We start from the raw sequence: 23568 nt of genomic DNA, 5'->3' as shown, positions 1-23568 counted from the left end.
TTCCCAGTTAGACGGAAACTTTGGCGTTGCAATCGGGGTATTGTCAGTGTGTCCTTCAACTGAAGCAAAGTATTCATTGCTTGCCATGATAGTAACAATCTCATTAAGGAATACTTGACCCTCTTCTAATAGCTGAGCCTCGCCAAGTGGAAACAGTATTTTATTATTCAATTCGATATTAATCGATTGATAACCATTTGAAATTTCAACTTCACTTGAGGTTAAGCCAGCACTAAGTTTAGCCAATTGCTCATCGACAGTAAGTGCAACCAGGTTGGCTTTTACCAAAATATTTGGGCTTTCTCTATGTGTGGCATTTATGGGTATCGCACCTATTAACTTACTGGTTGGCGATTGATTGATTATCAACCCATTTTCTTGTACTACGTCGTACATGGCTATATCCGTAACGACCCCGGACACTTGTTCAATACTATTATCTGATGACTCATCAACTGCGATGATGGTCTCGTGCTCTTGAGGTACTGCGACTGCGGTTTTTACATGAGAGGTTTGTACTTCAGCACCTATCGATTGTGAAGTTTCGTCAAATAGTGCATCAATCTTAATACCATCGTGACTAGTCACATCATCAACCTGTGCAATGAGTTCATGCACGATAGTGACACTGCCTTCGCCAATAATGGCGGTGACATGTGATATCTCGGATGACATCTCGGCAGTTGTTGCGACCAATGGCTGTTGTCTTACGTTTAACGTTAAGTCTTTTGTCGACACATCAGTGACCAAGATTTCTACTGACTCAGTTTTTTCTATTGGTGTGGCCATGACTTTATCAAGATCACTAACGATTTGCTCATTGTTGCTGGCACCATCCACACGTGAGAAGGCAAATAATAAGACAAAGAAGGTTAATAGCAGTAATAAAATATCAGCATAGCTAACAAACCACGAATCCGTATCACTTGAACCTGAATTGCTACCACCTATTCCATTATTAACACCATCAAACATATCAATGGTGTGAGTCATAGGGTTGTTTTGTTGAAAGTAAGTGGGCATAAGTTGGCCTGATAATTACTGGTTATTGAGACCTTTACACGAGGTAATTGACAAGTAAAAATGGTTAAAATCACCCTGATTTTCGTCGCCTAAAGCGCCTACTGTTGGTGAAAAACTTGCCAAGGCGGACGTATTGGTGGCGTTTTCCGCCTCAATCAGGACGATTTTCCCTCATTTTTCTTTTGCCACTTGCCTCGTGCAAAGGTCTCATTATGTAAGTTAACGTTTACTTAGATTAATGAGCAGGAACGGCAAGATGTGGTACATCGGTTTCAAATTGTTCGTTTTGCATAATGAATGCGTCCATAGATTCTTTAATCATGACTGGATGACGTCGCGCGATCATGCCGTTGATGCCCTCTATCCACATATTTAATAGTATTAGCTTTTGTTGTTGTGCTTGCTCCATTTTCATGGCCAATGGTCTACATATTAGGTTAGCAATGACGATGCCATATAAGGTCGTGGTCATTGCAAAGGCCATAGAACGACCAATTTGATTAATATCGGCACTGTCGAGACCGTAGAGCATATGAACTAAGGCCAGCAAAGTACCAAGCATGCCTAAAGCGGGTGCAAAGCTTGCCATGGTCTTAACCACTTGTATTTTTGCTTGCTCTGTCGAGGCAACTGCGCTGGCACGCCAGTGTAAAATTTTATTGATTTCTTCTGGCTCAACACGATCAACGACCAAGCCTACCGCACTTACTGCGAATGGGTCACCAATTCGCGCTGCCAAACTTTCGGTTAAGCGAATACGGCTATGGCGATAGCTTTCTGCCACAGCTAAAAATCGATCGACTTGTGCTGTAGTATCAAAATGACGTCGTTTAAACAATATGGGTAAGCGACGTATCACGCCGAAGACGTGTTTTCGACGACGGCTAACGCAGGTCGCGCCAATGGTGCCGCCGAGCACAAGCAATAAACCCGGTATATTGAGGTATAAGCTGACTTCTTCAGGTAATACCCAGAACAGGGCAGCCAGCAAACAGAGTGCGCCAACGGCGCTAACAGTGGTGGAATATCGCTTCATACTTCGCCCTTTTTCCGGTTAACAAACAACTGATACCGGACTAGAGCAATTAATATTCCGCAATACGGGGTACGTGCTTAAATATCTCTAAGTCATTGTTTAATAAAGGTGGTTGTTACTAGATACAAATCCAATAATGTAAAAATGCGGCAATGGCTTGCCTAGCCATTGCCGCATTCTCATGCTAAAAAACCGCTGTACGGAGTTTAAGCTACACTTCGTCTTCTTCAATCGCTTTCATGCTAAGGCGAATACGTCCTTGCTTGTCGATCTCTAGCACTTTGACTTTAATCACTTCGCCTTCTGAGAGCTTATCACTGACATTTTCAACACGCTCTTGTGAAATTTGGGAAATATGTACCAAGCCATCCTTACCCGGTAGCACGGTAACAAATGCACCAAAGTCCATGATCTTAGCAACACGCCCTTCATAAATATGCCCCACTTCAACGTCAGCCGTAATTTCTTCAACACGACGTTTGGCAGCGGCAGCGGCATCACCGTCGGGTGAAGCAATACGAACAACGCCGTCATCATCGATATCAATGGTTGCGCCGGTGTCTTCAGTGATAGAACGAATGGTGACACCACCTTTACCGATAATGTCGCGAATTTTGTCAGGATGCACTTTCATGGTCAGAATACGTGGTGCGTACTGTGACAGTTCTTCACGCGAGGTATCAATAACTTTGGCCATTTCGCCGAGGATGAATAAACGCCCTTCCCGTGCCTGGCTCAGCGCAGTCTCCATGATCTCGCGGGTAATACCTTGAATTTTAATATCCATTTGCAGTGCGGTAATGCCTTGCTCGGTACCGGCAACTTTAAAGTCCATATCACCGAGGTGGTCTTCGTCACCCAGGATGTCAGACAATACTGAGAAGCGCTCACCTTCCTTAATCAATCCCATCGCGATACCTGCAACGGGTGCTTTTAACGGCACACCGGCATCCATCATTGATAAGCTGGCACCGCAAACCGAGGCCATGGAGCTAGAGCCGTTTGATTCAGTAATTTCAGAGACGATACGAACAACATACGGATATTCATCCATATTTGGCATAACAGCAGCCACACCACGCTTGGCGAGACGGCCATGACCAATCTCACGACGTTTTGGTGAGCCGACAAAGCCAGTTTCACCGACACAATAGGGAGGGAAGTTGTAGTGAAACATAAAGGGGTCTTTACGTTCACCTTCAATGGCATCAATCATCTGCGCGTCACGACCAGTACCCAGTGTTGTGACGACCAATGACTGTGTTTCACCACGGGTGAATAAAGCAGAACCATGGGTACGTTTTAAAACACCAACACGTACAGCAATGGGTCTCACGGATGTGGTATCACGACCATCGATACGTGGTGCGCCACTCAAGATTTTGTCACGTACGTAAGATTTTTCGATTTTGCTGATCGCGCCTTTCACGTCATCAGCAAGCCAATCATTGATATCGTCAGCGTCAAAATGCGCAACCATTTCCCTACGAATTTCGCCAATACGCTCTTGACGAACAGCTTTTTCGCTAATCGCATAAGCCGCTTCGACTTGACTTGCACAGACAGCGGCAACCGCCGTGTGCACGTCATCACCCGATGGCGGTGCTTGCCAATCCCAAGCAGTGTTACCGACTTCGGCGACGAATTCTTTAATCATGCTAATCACGACTTGTTGCTGTTCGTGACCGAACAAGACAGCGCCTAACATGACTTCTTCTGATAACACATCAGCTTCTGATTCCACCATTAATACGGCTTCGTCGGTGCCAGCAACCACCAGGTCAAGCTGAGAACCGGCAAGCTGAGTAGCCGTTGGGTTTAATAAATATTCACCGTCTTTATAGCCCACACGCGCTGCACCAACCGGGCCAGCGAAAGGCATACCTGATAGTGCCAACGCGGCTGAAGCACCGATAATAGCGGCGATGTCAGGATCGACTTCTTTATCGATTGAAACAACGGTGGCAATCACTTGCACTTCGTTGGTAAAACCTTTTGGAAACAAAGGACGTAAAGGACGATCGATAAGGCGTGATGTCAGTGTTTCTTTTTCGCTGGGGCGACCTTCACGTTTAAAAAAACCGCCCGGAATCTTGCCTGCTGCATAGGTGCGTTCTTGATAATTAATGGTGAGCGGGAAGAAGTCGCGACCAGGATCAGCTTCTTTACGACCTACTGCCGTAACAAATACTTGGGTGTCGTCAAGGCTGACCATAACGGCTGCCGAACTTTGGCGTGCCATCTCACCTGTTTCTAAAACGAGTTTATGCTGACCGAATTGAATTTCTTTGCGTATTGGATTCACAGTTATTTCCCGCGAGATAGTTGCTATGCAGACTTGGAAACGAAAAGACCACCATGGATAAGATGGTGGTCAATATTGGGTTTATAAACTAACAGTACCGTCGCGCTATTTGCGCAAACCGAGACGCTTAATCAAATCGCGATAGCGAGTGATGTCTTCCATCTTAAGGTAGTCCAATAACTTGCGACGCTGACTCACCATTTTTAACAAGCCACGACGTGAATGATGATCATGTACGTGAGCTTTAAAATGATCAGTCAATTGTTTTATACGCGTTGATAATAAAGCAACTTGGACTTCTGGCGAACCAGTATCACTTGCTTCACGTTGATAATCTTTGATAACTTCAGCTTTTACAGCAGCACTCAATGACATAGTAGCCAATACACTCCAAAAATATAATAGAACGATTCTTTTGCGGCGCCATTTTACCCGCCAGGCGCGTGTAAAACAAGGATTTTAAACGGAAAAATGGAAAATACGTCGTGATGCCAGCTGACCATCGGGTCGTTTCTCGCCAAGACCAAAAAAACCTTCGCCAGGGCTATATAAACGCATCAATTCACCGCTGCACCTATCTTTGTTACCTTCAAGCTCAAGGCGCAGGCCATTACGCAGCTTTTGTACGTCACAGTCACTTAAATCTAGGCGCGGCAGATAGCTTAACCCACTGTCTAATGGCAATAATTGGCTATCGAGCTGAGCATAGTTATCCTCTTGCTGCAGCGCTTCTAGTTCAGCAAACGTAGTAAGCGTTTTACCGGTGTAATTTCCCACAGCATAACGACGTAGCGTAACCAAGTGCGCACCACACCCCAATTGCTGGCCGATATCTTCAGCCAAGGTACGGATATAGGTGCCTTTTGAGCAATGGACATCAATGTCGATAATATTGTCGTGATAACCGCAAAAATCGAGTTGATGAATTGTTACAGATCTAGGTGCCCTTTCAACTTCGATGCCCTTTGCTGCTAGCTTGTATAATCGTTTCCCTTGGTGCTTTAAAGCTGAAAACATGGGCGGGATCTGTTCAATATCGCCTCTAAAATCAGCCAGCACTTCTTCAATTCGCGCCTGATCGATTCCTTCGACCGCTGTTTCGCTCAACACATCACCTTCAGCATCACCCGTATTGGTGGTAATACCTAAACGCATCGATGCGCGATAACGCTTGTCGCAATCAATCAAATATTGGCAAACCTTGGTCGCCTCACCGAAACAAAGCGGTAACATGCCTGTCGCCATTGGGTCGAGACTGCCCGTATGACCTGCCTTACGCGCATTAAATAAGCGCTTGGCTTTTTGCAGTGCAGCATTAGAAGTGATGCCTTTTGGCTTATCCAGTAATAAAATGCCATGGATGGCACGACGTAATGGTTTAGCCATAGAGCGAGAGCTACTCTGGATCGTTGTTTGATTTAGACCCATACTCAGGTTGAGCCTTCGCCACATCATCAGCCACCGTTTTTTCAATCAAGGTGGTGATATGTGATGCTCGCTCTATGGATTCGTCATAAACAAAATGCAGCTGGGGAATAACACGTAATAATAGCCGTGACTTTAATTCATGTTTAAAGTAGTTGGCTGCTTTATTAATAGCTTTGACTGCATCAGCACTTTCGTCTTCACCATTAACGCTAGTCAGATAAATCTTGCCCTGTGACAAGTCACGTGTCACATGTACTGCAGTAATAGTAAAAGAAGTAAAACGCGGGTCGCGGCTCTCATTGCGAATCAGGTTTGCTAACTCACGCTTCAACTGTTCTGCGACGCGATCGCTACGATTAAAATCTTTCACTAAATATCTAAATGATTAAAGCGTACGCTGTACTGAGATACGCTCAAAGACTTCAATTTGATCGCCCACTTTAACATCGCTGTAGTTTTTAACACCAATACCACATTCCATGCCATTTTTTACTTCGTTAGCATCATCTTTAAAACGGCGCAGTGACTCAAGCTCACCTTCATAGATGACAACATTGTCACGCAGCACGCGAATGGGGCTGCTACGTTTAACATTACCTTCAATCACCATACAACCGGCGATGGCGCCAAATTTCGGTGACTTAAACACATCACGTACCTGCGCTAAACCAATGATTTCTTCACGTATTTCTGGTGAAAGCATGCCAGATAAGGCGGCCTTAACATCATCAATGACCTCATAAATGACACTGTAATATTTCAACTCCATTGATGCTTCCTGGCATAAACGTCGCGCTGTCGCATCGGCACGCACGTTAAAACCAATGACAACGGCTTCAGAAGCTAAAGCCAAATTAATATCAGATTCATTAATGCCACCAACGCCACTGGCAATAATCTTAACTTGCACTTCGTCAGTTGAAAGTTTGTTCAAAGAATCTTTCAGTGCCTCAACCGAACCCTGCACATCAGCTTTAAATAAGAGATTGAGAATACCAACTTCTTCCTTGCCCATGCTATTAAACACATCATCCAAACGTGCAGCATGTTGTTTGGCCAATTTAAGGTCGCGGCTTTTAATCTGCCGTGATTCGGCAATATCACGTGCAACACGTTCTTCTGCAACGGATATTGCATCATCACCGGCATTGGGTGTACCTGATAAACCCAGCACAGCAACAGGGGTAGAAGGGCCAGCAAAATTAACTTCTCGCCCCTCCTCGTCATACATGACACGAACAGAACCGTGCTCGTTACCACAAAGCAGAATATCGCATTTCTTTAAAGTGCCACTTTGCACTAAGATGGTAGCAACGGGACCACGGCCACGGTCCAATGCTGACTCAATAACGACACCGCTAGCGCGTTGATCTACTGCCGCGGTAAGCTCCATTAATTCCGCCTGCAACAGGATTGCATCAAGTAAAGCATCAACACCATCACCCGTTTTAGCCGAAACATTAACGAACATTACATCGCCACCCCAGTCCTCAGGAATAACTTCGTGGGCGCCTAATTCTTGTTTAACACGATCTGGGTCAGCGTCAGCTTTATCCATTTTATTAATGGCAACAATCATTGGAACATCAGCTGCTTTAGAATGCTGGATCGCTTCAATCGTCTGTGGCATCACGCCATCATCAGCAGCGACAACCAAAATAACAATATCAGTCGCTTGCGCACCACGGGCACGCATGGCAGTAAACGCCGCATGTCCTGGTGTATCAAGAAAGGCAACCATGCCTTTATCCGTCTTTACACGGTAAGCACCAATGTGCTGGGTAATTCCACCTGCTTCACCCGCAGCGACTTTGCTGCAACGAATATAATCAAGTAATGAGGTCTTACCATGATCAACATGACCCATAATGGTAACCACGGGTGCGCGTGGTTTTTTCTCAACGCCATTGTCTTCAACAGCCAGCACAGACTCTTCATGCTTAGTCTCGTTGAGCATTTTAGGGGTATGCCCCATATCCTCAACAACGACTGCTGCTGTTTCTTGATCCAACACCTGGTTAATGGTGGCCATCGTACCCATGCTCATCAAATACTTAATAACTTCAGCAGCCTTAACCGCCATACCTTGAGCCAAATCAGATACGGTAATGGTTGCAGGAATAGTGACTTCACGCGTGATAGGAGCCGTTGGCATAGCAAAACCGTGCTGTGTATCGCCCGTAGAGATAGCACCACTACGGCGTGCTTTACGTATCGGTTTACGCTTACGCGCTGTTTTATTTGAAGCGATATGCAGTTCTTTTTCGCCACGTTTGCCAGCACGACCAGAAGGTTTATTGCTGCGTTTTTTGTCTTTACGCTCTTTTTTATCTGTCGCTGCGGGCGCCGCCACAGGCATGACAGGCTCTGGTTGCTTGGCAGCAGGAGCTTCCACAACAAGCTCTTTGGTTTCTGACTTCGGCGCCACTTCAGGCTCTTTCTCTACAATCGGTGGCGGTGGTGGTGGCGCAGTTTTTTCAAGCTCACGTTGACGCTCTTCTTTTAAAGACTTAAGGCGCTCTTCCTCTTCTGCCAACACTTCCTCACGTTTAACATAAGTACGTTTTTTACGTACTTCTACATTAATCGTTCTACTACGATTTTGTGTAGCACGGCCACCCGCAGAGGTGCGAGGCGAGACAACAGGCTGGCGAATTTCACTGACAGCTTTACGTTTCAATGTAATACGACTAGGGCCAGCTTCAGCTTGACTCTTGGCACCATGTAAACCACGCAAATAAGTCAATAAAGCTGTTTTTTCTTTGTCAGTGATTTTGTCATCCGCTTTTTCAGTCTTTATACCGGCACTACTTAATTGCAATAACAAGCGATCGATGGGAATCCCAACAACATCAGCAAATTCTTTTACAGTTACATCAGTCATGGCTGCTGTGTTTCCTCCTCAGCAAACCACGGCGCACGCGCAGTCATAATCAGTGCAGCAGCACGCTCCGCATCAAGGTCATTGATATCTGTTAATTCATCAACAGACTGTTCTGCCAAATCTTCTTGTGTGACGACACCACGCCCGGCAAGAATGTGTGCCAAACGTTTATCCATGCCATCAAGATCAAGTAAGTCTTGTGCGGGTTTCGTGGAAGAAAAAATTTCTTCGTCAGCAATGGCTTTAGTAATCAATATGTCACGTGAACGTCGGCGCAGTTCTGTTACTGTATCTTCGTCAAACTCTTCGATTGCTGCCATCTCAGACTCAGGCACATAAGCAATCTCATCCAATGTAGTGAAACCTTCTTGCACCAGAATCATAGCCACATCTTCATCAACATTTAGTTGCTCGGCAAACATTGCTTGCGTCACCTCAGCCTCGGCCTCACCTTTAAGTTGAGCGTCAGTCTCATTCATGACGTTAAGTTCCCAGCCCGTCAATTGGCTCGCTAACCGAACATTTTGACCGCCGCGACCAATAGCTTGGGATAGGTTGACTTCACTTACCGCAATATCAACACTATTTGCATCTTCGTCAACGATAATAGAGGTAACCTCTGCTGGCGCCATCGCATTGATAATAAACTGCGCAGGACTTTCATCAAATAAAATAATATCAACGCGCTCACCTGCCAGCTCATTGGACACGGCTTGTACACGTGATCCACGCATACCGACACACGCACCAATTGGATCAATTCGCGAATCGTGTGAACGTACAGCAATTTTGGCACGCGAACCTGGGTCGCGTGCTGCACCAATGATTTCTATCAGCTCTTCACCAACTTCGGGTACTTCAAGCTTAAATAATTCAATCAGCATTTCTGGCGCAACGCGACTCATAAATAATTGTGGCCCGCGCACTTCAGCCCGAACATCTTTTAAATAACCGCGAATACGGTCACCCGTACGAACGGCTTCACGTGGAATGAGGTCTTCTCGCAAAATTACCGCTTCGGCATTACCCCCTAAATCGACAATAACATTGCCACGATCAAGACGTTTGACAACACCAGTAAGCAGTTCACCGACACGATCTTTATATGCCTCAAGCACTTGGGCACGCTCTGCTTCGCGTACTTTTTGCACAATAACTTGCTTAGCAGCTTGCGCCGCAATACGGCCAAACTCAACGGAGTCCATTGGCTCTTCAATATAGCCATCAACGTCAACAGAAGGATCTTGTTTGCGCGCATCAGCCAGGCGAATCTGCCGCTCCGGCAATTCAAGCTCAGCTTGCTCATCATCGATCGCTAACCAACGGCGAAAAGTCTCGTAATCACCTGTTTCACGATCAATAGCAACACGTACATCGATATCCAGACGATTGCGTTTTTTTGTCGCAGCCGCTAAAGCTAACTCGATGGCCTCAAAAATGACCTCCTTACTAACCCCCCGCTCATTAGAGACGGAATCGACAACCAGCAAAATCTCTTTGTTTATCACCTTAGAACCTATTAACGTAATTTAAATCATAGCATTGCAGCTATTTAAAGCTGGGCCACCAAACGTGCCTCATTAATCATCGACCAATCGATGTCATAGGCTTCCCCGTCAACATTAACGACAACGCCCGTTTCACTAGTCTCTGCCAACTCACCCGTAAAGTTCTTACGCCCAAGCACAGCAACACTAAGCTTTAAACGTATGACTTTGCCAACAAAACACTCAAACTGTGACGGCGCAAACAATGGTCGGTTCATACCTGGCGATGACACTTCCAGCGTATACACTTCACGAATTGGGTCTTCAACATCCAAAACACCACTAACCTGATGGCTGACCTTGGCACAATCATCAACATTTATTCCGTTTGCAGTATCAATATAAACTCGTAGCACACGCTGACCTGACTCAGACACATACTCAGCCCCAACAAACTCGTAACCAAGCCCCGTTACTACAGGCTCAATACACTCGCATACTCGTGGTGGAGCGCTACGCATCTGCCATCAACCTCTCAAAGAGCCTCTGATCAATTCATGGAACACGATCTTGCGACTGAAGTATCCCCGCTCTTCGTTATACCCCAAGGGCACTTCCTGCAGGGCGCGAACCTTGCTAATAGCCCCGCTATTAGCTGCGATTCGCGCCTCGATCTGGAATATTTTAGTCGGCAATCTCGTTGTCCCAGAATTGATCAGAGGCTCCTTAAACGAAAAATAGGCCTAAAGGCCCACAAACAAAACTACTTTTGGAAACTCGCACATTATAGGAAATTTGGGAAAAAATACAATAGCTTAAGATGAATTGAAAGCGTGTTCACCTTATTATTTGTCTAGACATGCCGATTGAGAGGAAATAAAAAACGTCAGTTGTTTAGAAAAAAGGGGGTTAGTGGGCGAGAAAGCTTAATTCGTTGTTGGTAGCGGGAGTAAGGTTTGAACCTACGACATTCGCCCGTTTCTATGAAAACTGAGTCCGACAACTTTGTCGGGCTCATGACCCGAAGGGGTGTGCCCGCATAATCGTTGTTGGTAGCGGGGGTAGGATTTGAACCTACGACCTTCGGGTTATGAGCCCGACGAGCTACCAAACTGCTCCACCCCGCAACGAAGCCGCGAAGTATAGAGGGAGAACCATCACTATTCAAGCAATTATTGCCGATTCTTTGCTCGTCGCCGTAACAAAAGCAACCGCGTAATGTCGTTCATCAGCAACACTGATATAGACGTGCGCAATACCCTTATCCGCAGCGATCACGCCTGCCTGACCAAGCAACTCTACCGTTGGCCGGCCTAGCTCATCATGCTTGACGGAGATATGGGACGGTCGAACACCGTGACGAAAACCGATACCCATAGCCTTTACTGTCGCTTCTTTTGCTGCAAAGCGTTTAGCTAAAAATGCAGGCGGATGAGACACAGACTGATATTCGCGGAACTCAGCCTCGCTCAACAGCTTACGAGCAAAGCGAGCACCAAAGCGGGTAATGGCCTTTTCTATTCGCTGAATATCAACGATATCTGTACCCACTCCGATAATCATCGGCCTCGCGCCTCAAGCATCAAGCTGCGCATCTCACGTACAGCTGGCTTAAGTCCGGCAAACAAAGCTCGGGCAACAATTGAATGTCCAATATTCAATTCATTAATACCGGCCAGAGCTGCAACGGGTTTAACATTCTGATAATCAAGCCCGTGTCCCGCATTGACAATCAAGCCGGCTTGTAAGCCGTGTTTCACAGCATCAGCGATACGAGCCAATTCATGCTTACGTTCTGCAGGCGTTTTTGCCTCAGCATAGTGACCGGTATGAATTTCAATCACTGGCGCAGCCGCTGCTAGCGCGGCGTCTATCTGTGCTTTATCGGGGTCAATAAATAACGACACCTCAATATCAACAGCTGCCAACGCAGCACAGGCATCACGTACACGACCAATATGCGACAACACATCCAGCCCGCCCTCTGTCGTTAATTCTTCTCGGCGCTCTGGTACGAGACAACAATGCTGCGGTTTTACTTGGCTAGCAATGGCGATCATCTCATCGGTAACTGCCATTTCAAGATTCATGCGTGTCTGCAAAATCTCTTTGAGCAAGCGCACATCACGGTCTTGAATGTGCCGGCGGTCTTCGCGCAAATGTAGAGTAATACCGTCGGCACCAGCTTCTTCTGCTTCAATGGCTGCTTGTACAGGGTCGGGATAACTCCCCTGCCTTGCCTGGCGTATCGTCGCAATATGGTCGATGTTAATACCAAGTAAAAGGGGAGCTACTTTAGTTGCCATTGCCTTAGTTGCCATTATTGACCTCATGCTGTGGCAATTTAGCCAATTTCGTCGTATTACGATAATGCTGAAATAAGCGGCGACTGCGCAAGGGTTTGTCGCCCAGGTGATACGCCAAAGCCTTTCTTAATAAGCGTTTAGCATAACGCAGTTCGCTAGGGGTACTTAACTCGCGCTGCCGCAATGCCAACAAAGCCGCACCACTAATTTCGACCTCAACACTGGACAGAGCGACTGAATTATCATCAATGCGAACAGGGCCGCGTGAGGGGTGATAATAATATTGATGTTCGGTGCTAATCATTGCGCCCGTCTCAGACTCATGATCAAGCATCAATCCATAGCCTAACTCCGCCAGAAGATCCATTTCAAATAAGCGTAAAACCTGTTCTTCTTTGCCACTAATAATATGTGTTTTTTGGCTAGCAATATGGCCAAGCAGTTTGTCATAGCAATGATACAAAGCAACATGGCTATCTCCGCGCCCCATCGCTCGCATGAGCAATTCATTAATGTATAAGCCAATAATTAATCGTTGACCAACCATAGTAAATGGTAGGCTTTTTTCTTCCGCAGAAGACAAAGTAAACATTTCACCGCGACCGACCCACGATACGAGTAAAGGCTGGAACGGTTGTAAAATACCACGGTAGCGACATTTCGCCGCTTTGACGCCACGCGCAACAACCGTGACCCGACCGTGTGTTTCGGTAAAAAGCTCAACAATAGCGCTGGTGTCACGATAAGGTCGCGAATGTAAAACAAAGGCGGCAATCGTTGAAACCGTATTATTTCTGTTAGACATGTTGTAAGGGAGTCGCTGATTTATTCTGGACAAAGTAGATTGTGGCGGTTCTCAAACTCAGTCTTTATAGCCGAGGCTTTGTAAGGCACGTAAGTTGTCACTCCAACCACTCTTCACCTTTACCCATAGCTTTAAAAAAACCTTACAACCAAATAACGCTTCCATATCTTGCCGCGCCGAACGTCCAATTTCTTTAAGAACACAGCCACCCTTACCGACCACAATGGCTTTTTGCCCTTCTCGTTCGACCCATATCAAGGCATGAATATGCGTAATGCCATTCTCTTCGCCAAACTGCTCAATCTCTACGGTCATCGCATAGGGAACCTCTTCACCAATACGACGCATCAGCTTTTCTCTAACGATTTCTGCGGCGAGAAAACGAGCGCTACGATCGGTGAGCTGATCTTCTGGAAACAGTGCTTCGTTTTCAGGTAAATATTGTATGATGGCTTTTTCAAATGCCTCGATATTGATATCTTTTTTTGCTGACAATGGCACAACATCACTGAATTCACGTTTGTTAGATAATCTTTCAATCTCAGGTAATAACTGATTTTTATCCGCCATCGCATCAATTTTATTAATCACTAACACAACCGGTGTCTTGATCGAGCTTATACTTTTTAGTATTAGCTGTTCATCTTCCGTCCAAATACCAGGATTCACCAACCAGGCGATCACGTCAACATCATTGAGCGTATTCAATGCGGTTCGATTCATATAGCGGTTCATCGCCTTCGATGCATTAACGTGCAAGCCTGGCGTATCGATATATAAAATTTGTGCTTGATCGCTTGTCTTAACGCCCAATATCGAATGCCGGGTCGTTTGTGGTTTACGTGAGGTAATGCTCAATTTTTGACCCATCGCACGATTAAGCAAGGTCGACTTACCGACATTAGGTCGGCCGACAATGGCAACATAGCCGCAACGAAATATCATAAGTAAAATATCATGTGAGCATACTAAGTTTTAGCGTTAATACTAATGGGTTTAATCAACCTTTAAACGAGCTAACATTGCCGCAGCAGCAGCCTGCTCAGCCTTTCGTCGAGAACGACCTTCACCGTTAACGGCGCCCTCCAGCAGGGCATCCATTACACATTCAACATTAAAGAGTTGTTCATGTCCTTCACCAATAATGTTAGTAACAGTATAGTTAGGTAATGAGAAACCACGTGATTGCGCATATTCTTGCAAGCGTGTTTTAGCATCTTTTAATGCGTCATCAAGACTAAATGTTTCATACTCGCGCCGATACAAGTGCCGAATAAATTCTTGACTAGCAGCAAAGCCACTATCGAGATAAATGGCCCCAATCAACGCCTCAATTGTTCCAGCAAGAATGGAGGAACGACGATGACCGCCACTTTTCATCTCGCCTGAACCCAGTATGAGATGCTCGGCAATATCAATCTCACGTGCCAATTTAGCTAAGGTGTCGCCTTTCACCAAAGCAGCACGCATACGACTAAGCTCGCCCTCATCGGCTTGTGGAAAACGCAAATACAAATCATCGGCTACGATTAAATCCAACACTGCATCACCTAGATATTCCAAACGCTCGTTGTTTTTATTGCTAGCACTACGATGTGTCAACGCCAAAACAAATAACGATTGGTCAACAATGCGATAATTAAGCAATGCTTCCAGGGTCTTGTAATTAAACTCAGAAGGCAATTTCAACGAGAGGAAATTTCGATTTCTTTATTGAACTTGGCAATGACATCAACGTTACCCATCATTTCGACGCGATCTTCATAATCCAAGGTAACGGTAAAACCTGTCTTTGTCTTTTTAATGTCAAAGTCATCTAATTTTACACGCTTGACATTATCGATCTGCATGGTCGAGGTGAGACGTTTAACAATAGCGCTTTTGTTCTCTAATGGTTCATCTGCCAATCGCGTCATAATTGAAGAAACGCTGAAGTATTCATAATAAACCGGATACAAACGCAAAATAATGGTGACAAAAAATGCAATCAATGCCAATAGAATTATTAGACCTAAAAAACTAAACCCCTTCTGCTTATTTGTCGTTAGCATAATATTGCCTCTATGGTCATTGAATGGAATTACCTATACGACTAAAGGATGAAAAATTCATCCAGATAAAAAACGCGCGGCCAACTAAATTTTCATCCGGCACAAACCCCCAAAAGCGGCTATCGTTACTGTGGTCACGGTTATCACCCATGACAAAGTATTCACCTTGCGGCACCATAAATGTATTGAGCTGCGAACGCCGCCGACTATCGAGTAAGATCTCATGCTCTCTACTACCCAAAACTTCTTTGAATACCAGTGCGCCTTTCATTTCATTGCTATCAGCCCAGCCCGGATAGACTCCCATTTCATCCAATTTGATTGGATCACCATTGACATAAAGTCGTTTATCTTGGTAATGGATTTCATCTCCTGGTAAGCCCACCACACGTTTAATATAATCAATGTTCGGCTCTTTAGGATAGCGAAACACAACCACATCACCACGCTCAGGACTGCCTAAGTCAATTAACTTTTTATCAATCACTGGGAGCCGAATGCCATAATCGAATTTATTAACCAATATAAAGTCACCATCCACCAAGGTTGGCATCATTGATCCGGAAGGAATGCGAAATGGTTCAAAAATAAAGGAACGAACAATAAATACAATGAGAATAACTCCAAAAATGGAGCGTGCGTAATCAATAATAAATGGCTCTTTGAGCAGCTCAGCTTCGTTGTCACTGGGTTCACGCTGCTCACTCTCCACTTTCTTATGTAGCGCCCAACGCTTACGTCCTGCGCCCAGCAGATCGAAGCCCCATATCACACCACTAACAAGTAATACGCTCAGCATAATCGCAGCAAAATCAAAGTGCATTACTTCCTCCCTACCTGCAAAACAGCGAGAAAGGCTTCTTGTGGTATTTCAACAGAGCCTACTTGCTTCATACGTTTTTTACCTTCTTTTTGTTTTTGCAATAACTTGCGCTTACGTGATATATCGCCACCATAACATTTTGCTGTCACATTCTTACGTAAGGCTTTAATTGATTCTCGGGCAATAATATGATTACCAATAGCTGCTTGTATCGCCACATCAAACATCTGTCGCGGAATGAGTTCTTTCATTTTTTCTGTCAATTGCTTGCCACGTGAATAAGCTTGGTCACTGTGCACAATCGATGATAAAGCATCGACTCTCTCACCATTAATCATAATATCGATTTTAACCAGGTCAGCAGGTTCAAATCGTATAAAGTGGTAGTCGAGCGAGGCATAACCTCGACTGACCGATTTCAAGCGATCAAAGAAATCGAGCACCACTTCATTCATTGGCATTTCATAACTTAAAGCCACTTGATGGCCGAGATATTCCAGGCGTTTTTGAACGCCACGCTTTCCCACACACAAAGTAATCACTGCACCAAGATAAGTTTGCGGAACAAGAATGTTGGCCAAAATAATCGGCTCAGCCAACACATCAATTTTATTAACTGCTGGCAGTAACGCGGGATTATCTACCATGATAACTTTACCATCGGTTTGCGTTACTTCAAAAACTACTGTCGGTGCGGTAGTAATCAGTTCTAACTTATATTCTCGCTCAAGACGTTCTTGTATAATTTCCATGTGTAACATGCCGAGAAAACCGCAGCGAAAACCAAAGCCCAATGCTTGAGAGGTCTCTGGCTCATAAAACAATGACGTATCGTTAATACGCAATTTGGCTAGGGCATCGCGCAGATCTTCATAATTTTCCGAGCTTATTGGGAATAAACCAGCAAAGACCTGTGGCTGTACTGTCTTAAAACCAGACAGTGGCTCTGTCGCGGGATGGTCGTTATCGGTGAAGGTATCCCCTACTGGCGCACCATCAACTTCCTTGATGCCAGCAATAACAAAGCCCACTTCACCCGCATTCAAGACATCTTTGTGCAAGGGTTTAGGTGTATAAATACCAACTTTATCGGCAATGTAACTACGCCCTGTTGACATTACTTTGATGCGTTGTCGTTTTTTCAAGCAGCCGTTTACAACACGAACCAAAGACACAACACCAAGATAATTATCAAACCATGAATCAATAATCAATGCTTGCAGTGGCGCATCAGGGTCACCCTTTGGCGCAGGGATACGTTTCACCAATTGTTCTAGTAACGCATCAACGCCAACACCAGTTTTAGCGCTAACACTGAGTGCATCATCAGCAGCAATACCAACAATTTCTTCTATCTCGTTGATGACCCTTGCTGGCTCAGCCGCAGGCAAATCGACCTTATTCAGCACTGGAATTACTTCAAGCCCCAGATCGACTGCGGTATAACAATTAGCCACGGTTTGCGCTTCAACGCCTTGCGCTGCGTCAACAACTAATAGCGCACCGTCGCAAGCAGCTAACGAACGTGACACTTCATAGGAAAAATCAACATGCCCTGGCGTATCAATAAAGTTAAGTAAATATGTTTGGCCATCGGCTGAGGTGTAGTTGAGTGAGACACATTGCGCCTTAATGGTAATGCCGCGCTCGCGCTCAATGTCCATGGAATCGAGTACTTGGGCACTCATTTCACGCTCACTAAGCCCACCACAAATCTGAATAAAGCGGTCAGCAAGTGTCGATTTACCATGGTCAACATGAGCAATGATTGAAAAATTACGGATGTGCTGCATTGGAAAGAACGAAGAGCCCTGAAAAGGGCTCATCTTAAACGATATTACGGTTTAGCGACATCTAAACCTAAGGAACCTCTGATTGTGTTCTGGCCGAAGTAGATTGCGCCTGAACCCTATTATAATTAAAGAGTCATGACTTATTCAGAGCTTCTCTAAGCCTTACCTCAATTTTGCCGCACAACATAACGAACACATCTTATCTATCTTCAACCTTCAGCGCTAAAAACAGCGGGCCGCCATTGCGTTGAACTAATAACGGCACTGATTTCCCCTCTGGCAACGCATCGACTAAATTACGGAACTGCTTGGCGCTCTTAACATCAATTTGGTCAATTTTAAGAATAATATCGCCTTTGCGAATGCCTGCGCGCGCAGCGGAGCCTCGACTTATCTCGCTAGTGATAATACCCTGCTTGCCAACTTCTGCTTGCTTACGTTGCGTAGATGTCATATTCGTCACAACAATGCCGATACGATCAACATTTTTAGTGCCACTTTGTGGGTTCTTGTTAAGACTTGCCGGCTGAGCTTGTGCTTCACTAGGTAACTCACCAATCCTTACATGTAATACTTTTGGTTTACCCTCACGAATAATATTAACTTTAACCTGATTACCTACCTTTACACGGCCAACTACTGGCGGTAAAGAGGAAGAATCAGGCAAGGAGCGGCCAGCAAATTTCACTATCACATCGCCAACATGAAACCCTGCGGCTTCTGCTGGGCTATCAGGCAACACACGTGACACCAAAGCGCCTTGTGGTTTTTCCATACCAAATGACTCGGCAAGGTCGCGTGTCACATCTTGAATCAAAACACCTAACCAACCTCGCGTTACAACCCCTGTATCACGTAACTGATCACTCACTTCAACGGCAAGGTCAATAGGAATCGAAAATGACAGCCCCATAAAACCACCCGTACGGCTAAAGATCTGCGCATTAACACCAACAACCTGACCTTTCAGATTAAACAATGGCCCGCCAGAATTTCCGGGGTTAATCGCAACGTCGGTTTGAATAAATGGAACGTAGTTTTCACTCGGCAGGCTACGTGATTTAGCACTAACAATACCTGCGGTAACGGTATAATCAAAACCAAAGGGTGAGCCAATCGCAAGCACCCATTCGCCAACCTTAAGATCATCAGGGGAGCCTATTTCAACCACAGGTAAATCTTCATCGGCATTAATCTTCAATACCGCAATATCGCTGCGTTTATCACTACCAATAACTTCAGCAATAAACTCGCGGCGGTCATTCAGCCTAACGATCACTTCATCCGCGCCATCAACAACATGGTGATTGGTTAGCACGAACCCTGCTTTATCAAAAATAAAACCAGAGCCAAGTGAACGTGGTCGAAATTCTTTCAGTGACTCTTCTTTATTACCGTTACCCTCTTCATCAAGAAAACGTCTAAAAAAATCATTAAACGGACTACCTTCTGGCAAACCAGGTATCAAGTGGCTATTGCTACGCTCGGAATTACGTTTGATTTTCTGCCGGGTACTTATATTGACTACGGCAGGGGCTGCTTGCTCAACTAATTTAGTAAAATCGGGTAAGCCACCCACAGCTGCATTCGATAACATCGGTATTGACATAAGCAACACAAGAAACCCAACAACAGAAAACTGCTTCACTTTTAATACGCTCATTTAATATTAACCTTCAAAATAAAATGCGTTAACTATGACAAGCTAACGTCACCTGCATCAACAACACTGCTAATAATAGGCTGGTAGCGGCTATCCTCAGCGATATGCCGTGAAAATCGACGCAACCACCACACTCCAAAAAACAAACCGAGCAATGCAAAAATGGCGGTCACTGCCTCTGTATAGTGAACAAACATGAGGGCAAAAAAGTATTTGCCAAGCATTGCGCCAAAGAAAAAGCCGAATAGAGGAGCCATATACACTATAAATGAACCGCGCAGTAACGCTGCCGAATCGAGCTGAATAATAACCGTATCACCAACACCAACCGATAATGGGTCTATGACTTGAACCCTACTACGGCGAACACCCAAAACTTGAGCCAAAACTGCTGACCCACAACCTTTGCGCAAGCTACAACCACCGCATTGCGTCTGCCTTTCTTTTTCAATCCAGGCAATACCGTCAGCAGTCTCGATTACGCGTGCGATTTCTTCCATTAATGTGTCACCCCAAGAACCTGCCCCCGCGAAGGCGTGGGGGCACTATCTGGCACCCTCGAACTCATTCTCGCTTGAATGACAGCATCACCAATACGTTTTACAGTAAGCGGTGGTACTTCGCCAACAACCGTAATATGGTATTCATTAATAACACGACCATAAGCACTTAAGGCTCCAGAACGTGACGCGCCTATTAAATCATTGCCCGAATTTTTAAATGGCTCGATATATATTGACACCGATGCCAAACCATCGGTGACCATTAAATAGGCAATCGATTTTTTTCCACCCAGCGAAACTTGATCCTGACTATGCGTACGCCAAAAGCCAAGTGGGGAGCCAGAAATACGCCAAAATGCTTCTTGGTTATCAGTCATCGCTGATTGCTCTTGGGGTACCACGACATTTTTACTGGCAACCTCCAGATCTTGTTCGTATAACACTGCCTCAAGCAATAACTCGGTTGGTTCCGCCATTAACTCAATATCAGAAAACATGATGTGTTCGATAACATCACCCTTTTCATTCAATAACTGAGACCGCGTCAGAAAACCAGTTTTAACATCCATCCAAAGGCGGTAACTATAACGATGTTTATCCAAAGGCAAAATAGTCATCACCTGGCTTTTATACCCTGCAACACGATCTATTTCAGCCAACTCAAATGTATAGTTCTCTAATAGACGTTCCAAATTAGCATTAATACGCACTGCCAAAGGAATATCACGCCCACCTTGGTCAATAAGTAGAGGTGACCCGAGATTCATCAGATAGACATTGCCGTTTTGGTCGCGTATCAACTCCTGGTCTTCACCACTAAGGCTAATAATTCGCTCGCGTGAACCATTGTTTCCCACAACATGGATAATCTCCATCAGCGATGTTTTACCATCACGGTTATAAACAAATCGGCCTTTATAACTCAGCGCCGTTGAGGCTACCGACATGCGCTCGAGCCAGTTTCTGATTTCCGCCGAGGAATTAACTGAGGAATTCGCAAGCGCCAAAGGGGAAACAATACAACAGGATATCAGTGCGATGATGGCGACGAGCCGTAAGCGGTTAATGAAAATACCCTTTATACCGATTGCAGAGAATGTGAAACTAAACAAGAAATCTAGCGCCTATCCTGAAATTTAGCCGAACGAACATAGGGCAACAAACCATCATGCATGGGATAGCTACGTGAACGAACAGTGTGGTTAGCTAAATACACGGAAAGTTGCGCATGGTTAACCATTGGCAGCGCATCAGCTGCCACAAATGGTGTTCTCGTCTCTGGCGAAGTGTTCGGCTGAGCATCTAACTGCGCCAATGTTGGCAGATCAAAGGTGGCACTACGCTCTATTTGTGTCACGGTGACCACCGCAACAACCAAAGCTGCGGCAGCAACAAAACCGTATGCAGGCTGAAAGCCAAAAGCGAATAGTGATTTTTTTTCGACCCTGGCATGATTATCAATTTTGGCGTGGCCGCCAATCTGGTGCGTGGGTTCTTGTGATATCGCATTGCGAACGCGATCAAACAATGCAGGTGTCACTTCGTCAGGCAAATTATTCCTAAGTGTGTCACGCATAAGATGGTAGCGCTGCCAAGCCTGTCTTGCTGGGGCATTATCTATCAACGCATCAGTGACACGGCTTCGATGACTTGCATCAAGTTCGCCATCAACCATCGCCGACATTAATTCGTCTAACTCTTTTTTCATTGTCTAAACCACCAAGGGGCGTTCCCCCTAATTTCTTAACCTAATTCCTTAATAGACCATCAAGCCGATTATTAATCGACTCTCGAGCCCTGAATATTCGTGAGCGAACTGTGCCGATCGGGCATTCCATTGCTTGTGCAATTTCCTCATAACTCAGACCTTCTAATTCGCGTAACGTTACCGCTACTCGCAAATCTTCTGGTAATTCTTCGATTGCAGAAAATATCGTTTTCTCAACTTCATCACGTTGTAATAAGCGTTCAGGTGTCGCAATATCGTGTAACTCAGGACGTGAATGTAGCCCACTTAGCGCCTCGTCATCAATATCCATCATCCTGGGTTTTCGCTTTTGCGAGACCAGATAGTTTTTTGCTGTATTAATTGCTATTCGGTACAGCCAAGTATAAAACGCACTATCACCTCGAAAATTCGGTAGTGCACGATACGCTTTAATAAACGATTCCTGCGCTACGTCATGCACCTCTGACTGATCACGGATATAGCCAGAGATAAGTTTAATCAACCGATGCTGATACTTTAATACCAAGGCGTCAAATGCTTTCTTGTCCCCCTGTTTTACCCTCTCAACTAACTCTTCATCAACCATTCAGCGCCCTTTGGGGCCATCCCCTCGACCCGGTCTTGCGCCAGCTTATTCCCCTCCTAGACAGTGTGGGTATATAAGAGTTCACAACGCACTCCAAATTCTTTAACACGATACACACTCATAATCATCCTTGATGAGTATAAACAAGCACCTATCATAGTTTAACTCAACGATAACTATTGCCCACAGTTTATGGAAGCCTCTAATCATAGCTTGCTTTCGCTGCCATTCCTTATCTACACACAATAACCACCACGGCGCCAGTTATTATATAGTGTGCGCAATTCAAATAAATAGCGTCCCTGTCTATGAAACCCTATCAATATGATGCCGTTATTTTGGGTGCTGGTGCTGCCGGCCTCACTCTAGCACTCAGGCTGCCTAAGCACATACGTGTTGCTGTGTTGGCTAAGGCCTCACTCACCGAGAGTGCAACACTTTATGCTCAAGGCGGCATATCGGCCGTGCTCGACAAAAATGACTCTGTCGAGTCCCATATCAACGATACGCTATCTGCTGGCAGAGGACTCTGCAATCAAGAGACAGTACGCTATGTCGTTGAAAATGCCAAACGCAGTATTGAATGGCTAATAGATAACGGTGTCGCCTTTACCAAAGCTAATGATGCGCAACATGGTGAAAAAAACGAATACCATTTAACCAAGGAAGGCGGGCATAGTCATCACCGCATTATTCATGCCGCTGATGCAACGGGCCATGCTGTCGAAACCACCTTAGCAGATCAAGCCCGCAATGCGACCAATATTAATCTATTTGATGAGCATATTGCCATTGATCTCATTAAACAAAACAATCGTTGTGTTGGCGCCTATGTATTAAATAAAAGCAGCAAGCAAATCGATGTCTTCAGTGCCAAAGCTACTATATTGGCAACAGGCGGTGCCGGTAAGGTCTATCTCTATACCAGCAACCCGGATGTCTCGACCGGCGATGGCATTGCCATGGCTTGGCGTGCGGGCTGTCGTATTGGCAATATGGAATTTATTCAATTTCACCCTACCTGTCTTTATCATCCCGAAGCTAAGTCATTTTTAATGACTGAAGCACTGCGTGGTGAAGGTGCGAAATTAAGGCTGCCCAAGACAAAATCGGACACAGGGAAATCAGGTGAGGGCCAGGCTTTTT

23 protein-coding genes and 1 tRNA gene are annotated in these 23568 nt (G+C 45.2%); 1 reads left to right on the top strand and 23 read right to left on the bottom strand.

What is annotated here, in order from left to right; genetic code table 11:
• The 23 genes from JKY90_07595 to rpoE all read right to left on the bottom strand — a co-directional run.
• The coding region (locus tag JKY90_07595) for a hypothetical protein (GenBank protein ID MBL4852124.1) at positions 1-993 on the bottom strand (993 nt) is incomplete at its 3' end.
• Between the two features lie 265 nt (positions 994-1258).
• Positions 1259-2059 (bottom strand): MotA/TolQ/ExbB proton channel family protein, encoded by an 801-nt coding sequence (locus JKY90_07590; protein MBL4852123.1) that lies wholly within the window; start codon positions 2057-2059, stop codon positions 1259-1261.
• A 211-nt stretch (positions 2060-2270) separates the two neighbouring features.
• A complete protein-coding gene (pnp, locus tag JKY90_07585; GenBank protein MBL4852122.1) occupies positions 2271-4364 on the bottom strand; it encodes a polyribonucleotide nucleotidyltransferase in 2094 nt (697 codons plus the stop codon).
• A 105-nt stretch (positions 4365-4469) separates the two neighbouring features.
• Entirely contained in the window at positions 4470-4739 is a 270-nt protein-coding gene (gene rpsO / locus JKY90_07580; GenBank protein MBL4852121.1) for a 30S ribosomal protein S15, read from the bottom strand.
• Between the two features lie 84 nt (positions 4740-4823).
• A complete protein-coding gene (gene truB, locus JKY90_07575) occupies positions 4824-5750 on the bottom strand; it encodes a tRNA pseudouridine(55) synthase TruB (GenBank protein ID MBL4852120.1) in 927 nt (308 codons plus the stop codon).
• A gap of 10 nt (positions 5751-5760) precedes the next feature.
• Positions 5761-6162, bottom strand: a complete 402-nt coding sequence (gene rbfA, locus JKY90_07570) for a 30S ribosome-binding factor RbfA (protein MBL4852119.1) — start codon at positions 6160-6162, stop codon at positions 5761-5763.
• Between the two features lie 15 nt (positions 6163-6177).
• On the bottom strand, positions 6178-8676 hold the full coding sequence (gene infB / locus JKY90_07565) for a translation initiation factor IF-2 (protein MBL4852118.1): 2499 nt from the start codon (positions 8674-8676) through the stop codon (positions 6178-6180).
• Positions 8673-10181 carry a transcription termination/antitermination protein NusA gene (gene nusA / locus JKY90_07560; protein MBL4852117.1) on the bottom strand — a complete coding sequence of 503 codons (1509 nt, stop codon included), beginning with the start codon at positions 10179-10181 and terminating at the stop codon, positions 8673-8675. Before nusA ends, infB begins: the two co-directional genes overlap by 4 nt.
• A gap of 47 nt (positions 10182-10228) precedes the next feature.
• The gene (gene rimP, locus JKY90_07555) at positions 10229-10684 is read right to left on the bottom strand and encodes a ribosome maturation factor RimP (GenBank protein ID MBL4852116.1); all 456 of its coding nucleotides are present in this window, start codon (positions 10682-10684) and stop codon (positions 10229-10231) included.
• Between the two features lie 529 nt (positions 10685-11213).
• Positions 11214-11290, bottom strand: a tRNA-Met gene (locus JKY90_07550).
• A gap of 37 nt (positions 11291-11327) precedes the next feature.
• On the bottom strand, positions 11328-11726 hold the full coding sequence (locus tag JKY90_07545; GenBank protein ID MBL4852115.1) for a holo-ACP synthase: 399 nt from the start codon (positions 11724-11726) through the stop codon (positions 11328-11330).
• A complete protein-coding gene (gene pdxJ / locus JKY90_07540; GenBank protein MBL4852114.1) occupies positions 11723-12469 on the bottom strand; it encodes a pyridoxine 5'-phosphate synthase in 747 nt (248 codons plus the stop codon). Before pdxJ ends, JKY90_07545 begins: the two co-directional genes overlap by 4 nt.
• Positions 12470-12473: 4 nt before the next feature.
• Entirely contained in the window at positions 12474-13274 is an 801-nt protein-coding gene (recO, locus tag JKY90_07535; GenBank protein ID MBL4852113.1) for a DNA repair protein RecO, read from the bottom strand.
• Positions 13275-13331: 57 nt separating this feature from the next.
• Entirely contained in the window at positions 13332-14219 is an 888-nt protein-coding gene (gene era / locus JKY90_07530) for a GTPase Era (GenBank protein MBL4852112.1), read from the bottom strand.
• Between the two features lie 51 nt (positions 14220-14270).
• Positions 14271-14930 (bottom strand): ribonuclease III, encoded by a 660-nt coding sequence (gene rnc / locus JKY90_07525; GenBank protein MBL4852111.1) that lies wholly within the window; start codon positions 14928-14930, stop codon positions 14271-14273.
• Positions 14931-14959: 29 nt separating this feature from the next.
• Positions 14960-15325, bottom strand: a complete 366-nt coding sequence (locus JKY90_07520) for a DUF4845 domain-containing protein (GenBank protein MBL4852110.1) — start codon at positions 15323-15325, stop codon at positions 14960-14962.
• Positions 15326-15341: 16 nt separating this feature from the next.
• Complete coding sequence (gene lepB / locus JKY90_07515; protein ID MBL4852109.1) at positions 15342-16148, bottom strand: signal peptidase I; 807 nt, start codon at positions 16146-16148, stop codon at positions 15342-15344.
• Complete coding sequence (gene lepA / locus JKY90_07510) at positions 16148-17941, bottom strand: elongation factor 4 (GenBank protein ID MBL4852108.1); 1794 nt, start codon at positions 17939-17941, stop codon at positions 16148-16150. The genes lepB and lepA overlap by 1 nt, the downstream gene beginning before the upstream one ends.
• Positions 17942-18140: 199 nt before the next feature.
• Complete coding sequence (locus JKY90_07505; GenBank protein ID MBL4852107.1) at positions 18141-19604, bottom strand: DegQ family serine endoprotease; 1464 nt, start codon at positions 19602-19604, stop codon at positions 18141-18143.
• A gap of 32 nt (positions 19605-19636) precedes the next feature.
• The gene (locus tag JKY90_07500; GenBank protein MBL4852106.1) at positions 19637-20104 is read right to left on the bottom strand and encodes a SoxR reducing system RseC family protein; all 468 of its coding nucleotides are present in this window, start codon (positions 20102-20104) and stop codon (positions 19637-19639) included.
• A complete protein-coding gene (locus JKY90_07495; protein MBL4852105.1) occupies positions 20104-21054 on the bottom strand; it encodes a MucB/RseB C-terminal domain-containing protein in 951 nt (316 codons plus the stop codon). The genes JKY90_07500 and JKY90_07495 overlap by 1 nt, the downstream gene beginning before the upstream one ends.
• Positions 21055-21224: 170 nt before the next feature.
• Positions 21225-21815 carry a sigma-E factor negative regulatory protein gene (locus JKY90_07490; protein MBL4852104.1) on the bottom strand — a complete coding sequence of 197 codons (591 nt, stop codon included), beginning with the start codon at positions 21813-21815 and terminating at the stop codon, positions 21225-21227.
• Between the two features lie 40 nt (positions 21816-21855).
• Positions 21856-22422: an RNA polymerase sigma factor RpoE gene (gene rpoE / locus JKY90_07485; protein ID MBL4852103.1), complete on the bottom strand. Its 567-nt coding sequence runs from the start codon at positions 22420-22422 to the stop codon at positions 21856-21858.
• A 308-nt stretch (positions 22423-22730) separates the two neighbouring features.
• Here rpoE and JKY90_07480 point away from each other — a divergent pair.
• Positions 22731-23568 (top strand): FAD-binding protein (locus JKY90_07480; protein MBL4852102.1); only part of this gene is annotated, 838 nt, incomplete at its 3' end.

This window comes from Gammaproteobacteria bacterium, from assembly GCA_016765075.1.
Taxonomy (GTDB): domain Bacteria; phylum Pseudomonadota; class Gammaproteobacteria.
Note: the sequence above shows the minus strand (reverse complement) of the source record. Positions and strands in the feature narration are given on the sequence as shown.